Below are 9,091 nucleotides of genomic sequence, written 5' to 3'. Positions count from 1 at the left end.
GCGGGATGAGCTACGCTGCTCTGCGAGTCGAACCCGCAGCACCCGGTAAGGGTACTATCCTGCAATCACCACTACTTGTGGCGGAGACGGCGGGATGAGCTACGCTGCTCTGCGAGTCGAACCCGCGGTACCCAGTAAGGGTACTATCCTACAATCACCACTACTTGTGGCGGAGACGGCGGGATGAGCTACGCTGCTCTGCGAGTCGAACCCGCAGCACCCGGTAAGGGTACTATCCTGCAATCACCACTACTTGTGGCGGAGACGGCGGGATTCGAACCCGCGGTACCCGGTAAGGGTACGTCGATTTAGCAAACCGGTGGTTTCAGCCACTCACCCACGTCTCCGGGTATAAAACTTAACGATAATAAAGAGCAACCCGTTGGTTGCGCTGTGCGGCTGCCTGAGGCAGTCAGCCACTCACCCACGTCTCCGGGTATAAAACTTAATGAAAATAAAGAGCAACCCGTTGGTTGCGCTGTGCGGCTGCCTGAGGCAGTCAGCCACTCACCCACGTGTGCGGGTATAAAACTTTCACTCAAAATCATCAAGCCATTGCGAGATGGGGAAGTTGCATTAGCTGCGCTCATTTCCCTAAGCGGTCGCAAATTTACGTGACTAAAGTGACTTGTGAAAGCTCTGAGCTCGTAATTTTTATTAAAAGTTTCTCTTATGCGCCGCCGGCTAATTCTAATCGCTTCGCCAGTAGCATTTTACCCGAAGAAAAAAGTAGCGGTCCGTGGAGAGAACGAACCTCAAAACGGCGGAAGCTATACACTACGTACGTACGTTTCCTGACTTCTACAAGCGACGGAGAGTAGAGGACGGTAAAATTCCCCTTAATTCAGAGCCGCAACGCCCGCTTCCGCCACGGCGTGATCGTCCTCCACCGTGCTACCACTGACACCGATTGCGCCAACGACGTTTCCGGAGCCATCCTTCAGCGGGATACCACCGGGGAAGGAGATCAACCCGCCGTTGGAGTGTTCGATACCGAACAGGGAGCCACCGGGTTGGGAAAGTTTGCCGATTTCCCCCGTTGGAAAATCAAAATACCGAGCTGTTTTAGCTTTTTTGACGGCAATGTCCGCCGACCCGAGCCAGGCACCGTCCATGCGAACGAAGGCAACTAAGTTCGCGCCGGCGTCGACGACGGCAATGTTCATCTTGACGTTCATCTCACCGCACTTTTCTTTCGCGGCTTGGATGATCTTCTCGGCGCTCAGTAGGGTAATGCCCATGGGTGGTTTCTTTTTGGAGGTTAGGATACGGCTTATATCGTCTGCTCAATAAGCGTTCGGGTGGTGATTGTTCGCTGCCGGTCTACTTTGCTTCGCCGTCCCAGCGTAAAAATGCTTTAAGAAATCCTTCCAGGTCACCGTCCAGCACCGCATCCGTCTGGCTGGTTTGCCAACCGGTGCGGTGATCTTTGACGCGGCGGTCGTCGAGAACGTAGGAGCGGATCTGGCTACCCCACTCGTTGGCGGTCTTACCGGACTCCAACTCTTCCCTTTCCGCGCGTTGTTTCTCTAGTTCCAGTTCGTAGATGCGGCTACGGAGCATCTTCATGGCGCGGTCGCGGTTCTTGTGCTGGCTCCGTTCGTCCTGGCATTCTACGACAATTCCGGTGGGTGCGTGGGTCACCCGGACGGCGGATTCCGTCTTGTTAACGTGCTGTCCCCCGGCACCGGAAGCGCGGAACGTATCCCACTTCAGGTCGGCGGGGTTAATCTCTACCTCGATGGTATCGTCAACGAGCGGGTGGACGAATACGGAAGCGAAACTGGTCTGTCGTTTCCCCTGGGCGTTAAAGGGGCTAATGCGCACGAGGCGGTGGACGCCGTTCTCCCCCTTCATCATCCCGTAGGCAAAATCACCGTTGATTTCCATCGTCGCCGACTTGATGCCGGCGGCGTCTCCGTCCTGGCGGTTGGCCATGCTGATCTTGTGGCCGGCATGTTTTTCGCAGTACATCGAGTACATCCGCAACAGCATCTCCGCCCAGTCATTGGCCTCCGTACCGCCAGCACCGGCGTTGATTTCGAGAATGGCGCCCAACTCGTCTTCCGGACGGTTCAGCGTCGCGCGGAATTCAGCGTCATCCACCGTTTCTACCGCGGTTTCGTACCTTTTCTCGAGCTCTTCCTCACTACCCTCTCCGTCCTTCAGAAATTCCTGCAAAATCTCCAGTTCTTCAACTTTTTCGGCAACGGATTCGTACTGCTTGACCCAATTCCGGTGGCTCTGCAGTTGCTTCATCACGCCCTCGGCCGCTTTGCTGTCGTTCCAAAAATCCGGATTAAGGCTTTGCTGCGTCAGGTCTTCGATCTGAAAGCTACGTTTCTCCACGTCGAGGTAACCACGAAGCAGTTCGAGGCGATCGTTCAATTCTTTTAGCTGGTCGGTTGTCATGGGTGCGGGGTCGGTTACGGGGCGCAAAAGTACGACGTAGGACGGGGCCAGGGGGCGCGGTCGCGGGATGTAGGGTGTATGGGAGGGAAGGCTCAAGTATGCATACTTCCCCAGTCGTAAACGGCGAGCGTGTGCTGGCTGCACCGGTCGAACACACAGTGACTTCGGGGGGCAACAACACCGGTGCATGAGCTCCGTAAGAGTATTTACGCTCGGAGCGTGTTACCGTATCCGATGCGGTAGGCTCTTTCTTATTTTTTACTATTTCGCCGTACTTCCCCAAACGTAGAACAGCCCAACACCACGAAAGTAGTGTTGGGCTGCCCGAGCTCGATTGGACGATTTCAGAAAGCTTAGTTCGCTTTCATGAATTCGGCCACTTTGTCCTTGTGGATAATTACTTCCTTGTAGGAATAAGCGCCGTTTTCGGGGTTCTTGATGGACTTAATTACTTTGACGTAATCACGGCCGGAACCGGCATTGGCAGCACGGTTAGCTACCCGGGAGTTCTTCGATACTTTAGCCATGGTATAGTGGTTTGGTATCCTTAACGGTCTGGATCACCAGTGCCGAAGCGGATAGGTTATTTATTACTTGATCTCGCGGTGGACGGTAATCTTCCGCATGATCGGATTGTACTTTTTGAGTTCCAGACGGTCGGGAGAGTTTCTCCGGTTCTTCTGGGTAACGTAGCGGCTGGTGCCGGGAAGACCGCTGGTCTTGTGCTCGGTGCACTCCAAGACGATCAGGTTGCGATTACCTTTGCTTTTCTTAGCCATTGTTGTAGAGTTTTAAACGGCCTGCGGCCTGGTTAGACGCGCTGTGCGCTTTGTATCCGGGGCTTCCTAAAGCGCCTTCTGAAATTTGACACCGGTCTTGATGCCTTTGGCCTCTAACTTTTTGACGTACGCCATGACGCCCAGCTTGTTGACCGTCCGCATGGCGGAGGTTGAAATACGCAGGGTCACGAATTCGCCCGTCTCGGGGACGAAAAACTTCTTCGTCTGAATGTTGGGAATGAAGCGACGCTTCGTCTTACGGTTGGAGTGGGAAACGTTGTTACCACTGATGGGCTTCTTACCCGTGAGTTTGCAGACTTTAGACATCGCTAGAAATTTTTAGAGACTGGCGCGGTGGCCGGTAATAAAAAAGCAGACCGAAGCCTGCCGTAAGGGATTTTTCCCCGCAAGTCTCCCCCAAATCGCGGAGCCGAAGCTCGCTTCAAAGGTAACTTATGTGAGAAAGAGAGGAGGCGTTGTTCGGAAACAACGCCTCCTGCTCTAGCTTTACTACTTCCGAAAAACTTCCGGAAAGCCTGGTGACCGCGCCAGGGGTCGAACCTGGAACCGCCTGATTCGTAGTCAGGTACTCTATCCAGTTGAGCTACGCAGCCAGTGCTTTTGTATTGCGGGTGCAAAGGTAAGCAAGGTTTATTTTCCTTGCAAGAGGTACATGTCTTTTCTTTCAAAAATAGTTGCGGCGCCAGCGCCCTCGCTCGGGCGGCCACATTGCGGTCTGGACCAACCAGCACACCGCCCTTCCTAAAGATCTCCGCACCCGCGACCGCGCCCCTAAAACTGAGCCGCGGAAGCAGCCTACGTAGACATTGAATAAAACCTACAGTTGCTCGACTTTTTGGGGAGACAGCTCAGCAATGGCCTGGCGCAGGAACGTAGGGATGACGTGATCGTGCGTCAACGTGATCCGTTCGGGGTGAGAGAGATCCTCCATCATCTGTAACCATTTATCCCTGCCGTGGTCAGTAATGACTTCCTGCTTGATGTCGGGCCGGCTAAAGTGCGTCAGCATCCCGTCGGGGTCGGCCTCGGGGTGAAATTGAACACCGACGATTTCGGGCGTCCAACGCACGGCCATGATGGCACGCTCGAGATCGACGTGCGGGCGATCCTTTTCGAGGACCAAGATTTCAGCACCCAAGTCGCGGAAGCGGTCCTCGTCGGGCTGGACGGCCTGGTAACGGCGGAAGTCAGCGGCCCAGAACGGGTCCTCTAAATTTTTGAAGATGGGATCCTGCGCGCCCACGGCCTCCGGGTACATGGGGAAGGTACCGAAACTAATCCCCTTGCGTTTGGTGATGGTCGCCAGCCTGAAGTGGTGCACGGCCATCTGAAAACTGTGGCAGATGAAAAAGACGTGCTTCTTCCGGTCGTTGTTCTTATTGTGGTTATAAAGTGTGTCCAACCAACCGTTCCAGTTAGCTTCCCAGTTTTCAACGCCGTCACCGTCGATGGGGTGGCCCGGCCCGCCCGAACTGATGTAGATGTCGTAAGTGAGGTCGGGCGTGGCGCCGGTTTGGCGAACGTCAAAAACGTCGTATTCAATACGGTCGGCCATCGACTCCACGATCGTCTTGATGCAGCGCATCCCCTGGTTTGGGATCCCGTTGTACAGATCGAGGATGGCTAGTTTCAATTTACTCATAACTGGTTTTTTTAGTAGGGGGTAGAAGTCCGCAAGTCAAGTGATAAGAGGTGGGGTGTGGTTGTTGTTGAGACGGGACAACGTGGGAAAGGTAATGAAGTTTTCGGAGTACCGTGCGGTAACAAAAGCCTAACGTCATCGGGGTCATTTACGCTGCCGTGACGAACACCGCCCCCCTACCCCGCCGTTACGTTACCGTAAATCAAACCAAAAATAATTATGCAAAAATTACGCAAGAAGAGTACGTACGAAGGAAACCCCGTCGGTTTGTCCGATAAAGCCTGTGAGGAAATCAGTCACGATCTGGATCGTCACCTGGCCGCTCTCTGGGTCATGTACGCGCAGTACCACAAACACCACTGGATGGTGGAAGGCCCTCAGTTCCGCGACATTCACTTGTTCCTTCAGGAGCACTACGAAGAAGTCAATCTCCAATTAGATGCCGTGGCCGAGCGGATGACCCTACTGGGTTACACACCGTCCACGCGCTTGGATAAGTACCAAAAATTGTCCTACGTCGAGCAGGAGAAGGAAGACGTACTACACATCCGTGAGTCACTCGAGAACGACATGAAAGCGGAACGTACGATCGCGGTGGAATTCCGCAAGTCCATCAAGTTGTGCATCAAGCACGACGACTTCGGCACGAAGAGCATGCTGGAAGGCTTCCTTTTCAAAATCGAAGATCGTGCACACCACCTCGAGCACTTCCTGGGTGAAGACAGCCTTTCCATCGGCTTCCTTCACAACGAGAACGCGGTTAAGAATTAGCATTCAATCGTCACACAACTTTCACCGTCGGTAAAGGCCCGTTGGTGAGCGTGCGATTCTAAAATTAAAAGCTACCAACCCAGGCTGGGTTGGTAGCTTTTTTTATTCCATCGCGCGCTGACCTGCTGAGCGTAACCGAAGAAATTCGAGCCTCCATCAGCGTGGCCTCACCACAAAATCATTCGCTAAACGGCCTTTACACGCCATACCGAAGAAAATTTCGCCCGCCTAACCGACGTAGGTCACCTTTTCGGCCCAACCTCCGCGCGGCCGGGGTAATTCCGGCGCTTCGTGATAACCGAGGTAAAACATGCCCAGGCAGCGATGATTGGCCGGCGTACCCGGGTACGCCCCGTAATCTCCACACAGGAAGCCGGGGCTCGACCAGTATCCCCCCAGGTTAAAATCCGCCAGGCTATTCCAGAGGTTGGTAACCGAGGCCCCGACGGCGGCTACTTCCTCCCATTCCGGAACGGACGCGGCGGGGTCGCGACTCAAAAAGATGACCAGGACGACCGGAGACTGCTCCAGCTTCTTCCCGAATTTATTGGCTAGCTTTTCAGTCCACGTTTCCGTACCGTTCAAGTTTTCGTAAGTAGTCTGCATTTCCCGGAGCAGCGTTTGCTTTCCTTTACCCGTGTACACGCGGTAGCGCCACGGCTCCGTCTTACGGTGGCTGGGTGCGAGGTTGGCGGCTTCCAGCAGGGTATCGATCGTAGCGCGGGAGACTGCTCGATCCGTAAAAAATTGCGGAAAGACGGATCGCCGGTTGGCGACGTGCGGGGGAACGTTCATGGTGGTATATTTTGGTGGCTATTCGCCGTAAGTCTCGCGGCTCAGCCCGAAGCGGAGGCCATCGACTAACGTGCCCGAGCCCTTCCGGAATTCATTACGCAAGTCGCCCTCCCGGCTGAAACCGACCTTGCGGGCCAGGCGCTGACCGGCAAAATTGTCGGACAGGACCTTGTAGGTCAGCTTTTCCAGTTCCAGTTGGCGAAAGGCGAAGCGAACGGCGCGGGCGACGACTTCGAGAAGTTGGATTTCCTCCGCGCGGTCGGGCCGAACAAAGAAACTGATCTCGGCGGAAGGAATGCGCCAGTTGAGGTGGTCAATTTGCAGTAACCCAACCAAATCGGTCGATTCGTTCTCCCAGATGCCGAACGTAAATTTTTTCTGTAGGAGCCAATCGGCAATGCGTTGGCGGACAAAAGCCTCGGCTTTCTGTTTGTCTTCCCCGACCAACTCCGGTAAATCGGGATAGTGATCGTACAGATAATCGTGGCTCGCCCGGATGAGACCGAATAGCACCTCACCCTCCCCTTCCCGGAAGCGGCGGATGACGCACTGCCGCGTAAGTAGCGCGGTATCGATCGTAAAAAGATGACTTTGTAGTTCTCGGTATGGCAAGGGGCGGGAAATCTTGGTGCGGGCGGTTTAGAAGCGGAAGCCGACGCTGACCTGAATGGAGCGTGTGTAGTCTTCATCGTCGTTAGTAAATGACCGGCCGGGGTTATCGGTGTCGACGGTGACGCGCTGATCGTTTTCGTCGCTGGTGATGTCCGAAAGGCCGTACTGGTAACGTGCGCCGACGTAGAGTCCGTTATTGAGGTAGTAAGCCAGGCCAGCGATCAGACCGAATTCGAGGCGGTTAAAGCGATTTTCGTCGCTGGTGCTGTTGTAGTAAGCGCCAATACCGTCGGGTTCGAAGGTAGAGCCGGAGATTGGGTTGTCCGTTACGTTAGTCACGCTGCGGGCACCGGCTTCGTCACTGAGGTAATTACCGTTTACGCTGAAGATGAACTCCGAACCGGGGAAGGGGTCGACGTTGGTGTACCTGAGGCCACCGGTTACGCGGGAATTAATGAGCAAACCGGCGCTGAAGCCGCCTTCGATCTCCAGGTTGCCGAGCTTGTAGTAGGCGGTGAAGGGGATGTCGATGTAGCTATTAACGATGTCGAGCTCGCCGTTGAGGTCACCGAAAAAGATTTCACCCTCCACGTCCTCCCTGCTGTCGTAGATGTAAAAGTAGGAGGGACCCGCGTAAGTTAGTTCGGAGCCCTTCTGGCTGTACATCAGGTCGGCCTTCACCCCGACGAGGTCGGTGATTTCGTAAGCGAACGTAGCACCGATGTGAAAGCCAGTCGTCCGGTTGGCAGTTTCGTAAATATCCGTTCCGTCCGGGCTCATCTCCAGCGGACCACTCTTGGTGATAAAGTTAAGGCCAGCACGGAAGCCGCCGCTAAATCCCTGGGCGCTGGCGCAGGTGCAGAGCAGAGTTGTGAGGAGCAGGGTGTACAGAATTCGCATAGCTGAATGTCTTGGAGAATGTGGAATCGTATAAGTAACGCAAAGATGGGCACTGAAGGGGTAACGGTTGTTGCAAAAGTAAGATTCTCCCGCCAGGCCTTCGCCCGGCTAAATTTGCTACTTGCCAAACCTACCCCGCACCCGCGACGCGCCAGCTAGTCCCGTACTTAGTCGGGGCGACCACGCCCTGATCGTTCAAACCACGTTGAGTAGTTGGTAGTACTGCGGGCGTTCAACCCTTCCGGGCCACGAACGTTTACCAACCGAACCGGACTTTTAATCCGCCAAAAAAAAATTACCATGAGCGAAGTAGCCGTTAAAAAACGCCCCGTCCTACTGTACACCGAGCAAACGCCCAACCCCGAAAGCCTCAAATTCGTCACCAACCGGATGCTGTTCAACGGCACGGCCGAATTTAAAGAAGAAGACTTCGCGCGCGAATGGTCGGAACTGGCCGCCGCCCTCTACGACTTCCCGTACGTAAAGAAGGTCTACATCGCCAACAACTACGTCACGCTGACGAAGGAATTCAATTACTCCTGGGACGACGTCATGCTCAAACTCAAGGAGTTCATCAAGGACTACCTGCAGAATGAGAAAGCGATCATCAAGGAAGGCTTCGCCGAAGAAGTCGCCCGCATTGAAGTCGAGCGCGGTGATAGCTACGAGTACAGTGAGGAGGACGGTGAGGTCGTCAACCAGATCAAAGAATTGATCGATACCTACGTCAAGCCCGCCGTTGAGATGGACGGTGGCAATATTGAGTTCAAGAGCTACGAGGAGGGCATCGTAACGGTCATCATGCAGGGTTCCTGCTCCGGTTGCCCTTCTTCTACCGTGACGCTCAAATCCGGCATCGAGTCCATGCTAAAGCGGATGATGCCGCAGGTTAAGGAAGTTCGCCAGGAAATGGGCTAGGCTTTATTTAGAAATATCAATCATTATTTAATGTGGCCGAGGGGCCGACGGTCTTGCATCGTCGGCCCCTTTTGCTATTGTTCTTTCCGGTAATAGGTGACTAGGCACTAACAAAACACAAAAGCTGGGAGTTTTGTGGCTCAAACAACACTTCGCGGCAGAAACTTTTCAAATAACGAAATACTGTAATAAGTTCTTTGTACATTTGGAGCTCATCCAGCGGTCTTCTCTAGAAAAAACC

Annotated in this window: 11 protein-coding genes and 2 tRNA genes; 2 read left to right on the top strand and 11 right to left on the bottom strand. The window is 54.2% G+C overall.

Going from position 1 to position 9,091, the window contains the following annotated elements; all coding sequences use genetic code 11:
* Positions 1 to 256: 256 nt before the first annotated feature.
* The 8 genes from GGR27_RS09880 to GGR27_RS09845 form a co-directional block, all read right to left on the bottom strand.
* A tRNA-Ser gene (locus tag GGR27_RS09880) sits at positions 257 to 347 on the bottom strand.
* Positions 348 to 839: 492 nt separating this feature from the next.
* Positions 840 to 1,241: a GlcG/HbpS family heme-binding protein gene (locus GGR27_RS09875; protein ID WP_168037246.1), complete on the bottom strand. Its 402-nt coding sequence runs from the start codon at positions 1,239 to 1,241 to the stop codon at positions 840 to 842.
* Positions 1,242 to 1,323: 82 nt separating this feature from the next.
* Positions 1,324 to 2,412 (bottom strand): peptide chain release factor 2, encoded by a 1,089-nt coding sequence (gene prfB, locus GGR27_RS09870; RefSeq protein ID WP_168037245.1) that lies wholly within the window; start codon positions 2,410 to 2,412, stop codon positions 1,324 to 1,326.
* Between the two features lie 353 nt (positions 2,413 to 2,765).
* On the bottom strand, positions 2,766 to 2,939 hold the full coding sequence (locus GGR27_RS09865) for a DUF4295 family protein (RefSeq protein WP_168037244.1): 174 nt from the start codon (positions 2,937 to 2,939) through the stop codon (positions 2,766 to 2,768).
* A gap of 63 nt (positions 2,940 to 3,002) precedes the next feature.
* A complete protein-coding gene (rpmG, locus tag GGR27_RS09860) occupies positions 3,003 to 3,191 on the bottom strand; it encodes a 50S ribosomal protein L33 (protein WP_168037243.1) in 189 nt (62 codons plus the stop codon).
* Positions 3,192 to 3,257: 66 nt separating this feature from the next.
* Positions 3,258 to 3,518: a 50S ribosomal protein L28 gene (gene rpmB, locus GGR27_RS09855; RefSeq protein WP_168037242.1), complete on the bottom strand. Its 261-nt coding sequence runs from the start codon at positions 3,516 to 3,518 to the stop codon at positions 3,258 to 3,260.
* Positions 3,519 to 3,728: 210 nt separating this feature from the next.
* Positions 3,729 to 3,805 (bottom strand) — tRNA-Arg (locus GGR27_RS09850).
* Positions 3,806 to 4,029: 224 nt separating this feature from the next.
* A complete protein-coding gene (locus GGR27_RS09845) occupies positions 4,030 to 4,854 on the bottom strand; it encodes a glutamine amidotransferase-related protein (protein WP_245184516.1) in 825 nt (274 codons plus the stop codon).
* Positions 4,855 to 5,073: 219 nt separating this feature from the next.
* Between GGR27_RS09845 and GGR27_RS09840 the strand changes: the two genes are divergently transcribed.
* Positions 5,074 to 5,625, top strand: coding sequence for a Dps family protein (locus GGR27_RS09840; RefSeq protein ID WP_168037241.1), 552 nt, complete (start codon positions 5,074 to 5,076; stop codon positions 5,623 to 5,625).
* A gap of 228 nt (positions 5,626 to 5,853) precedes the next feature.
* On the opposite strand, the gene GGR27_RS09835 is transcribed toward GGR27_RS09840, so the two are convergent.
* The 3 genes from GGR27_RS09835 to GGR27_RS09825 are packed head-to-tail and all read right to left on the bottom strand — an operon-like array spanning position 5,854 to position 7,932.
* Positions 5,854 to 6,420 carry a nitroreductase family protein gene (locus tag GGR27_RS09835; protein ID WP_168037240.1) on the bottom strand — a complete coding sequence of 189 codons (567 nt, stop codon included), beginning with the start codon at positions 6,418 to 6,420 and terminating at the stop codon, positions 5,854 to 5,856.
* Between the two features lie 18 nt (positions 6,421 to 6,438).
* Positions 6,439 to 7,032 carry a GNAT family N-acetyltransferase gene (locus tag GGR27_RS09830; protein WP_168037239.1) on the bottom strand — a complete coding sequence of 198 codons (594 nt, stop codon included), beginning with the start codon at positions 7,030 to 7,032 and terminating at the stop codon, positions 6,439 to 6,441.
* Between the two features lie 27 nt (positions 7,033 to 7,059).
* Positions 7,060 to 7,932 (bottom strand): outer membrane beta-barrel protein, encoded by an 873-nt coding sequence (locus tag GGR27_RS09825; protein ID WP_168037238.1) that lies wholly within the window; start codon positions 7,930 to 7,932, stop codon positions 7,060 to 7,062.
* A gap of 300 nt (positions 7,933 to 8,232) precedes the next feature.
* On the opposite strand from GGR27_RS09825, the gene GGR27_RS09820 reads away from it, so the two are divergent.
* Complete coding sequence (locus GGR27_RS09820; RefSeq protein WP_168037237.1) at positions 8,233 to 8,850, top strand: NifU family protein; 618 nt, start codon at positions 8,233 to 8,235, stop codon at positions 8,848 to 8,850.
* Positions 8,851 to 9,091 lie beyond the last annotated feature (241 nt).

It is taken from the genome of Neolewinella antarctica (assembly GCF_011927835.1).
In the GTDB taxonomy this organism is placed as follows: domain Bacteria; phylum Bacteroidota; class Bacteroidia; order Chitinophagales; family Saprospiraceae; genus Neolewinella; species Neolewinella antarctica.
The sequence above is the reverse complement of the archived record's forward strand: the minus strand, read 5'-3'. Positions and strand labels throughout refer to the sequence as shown.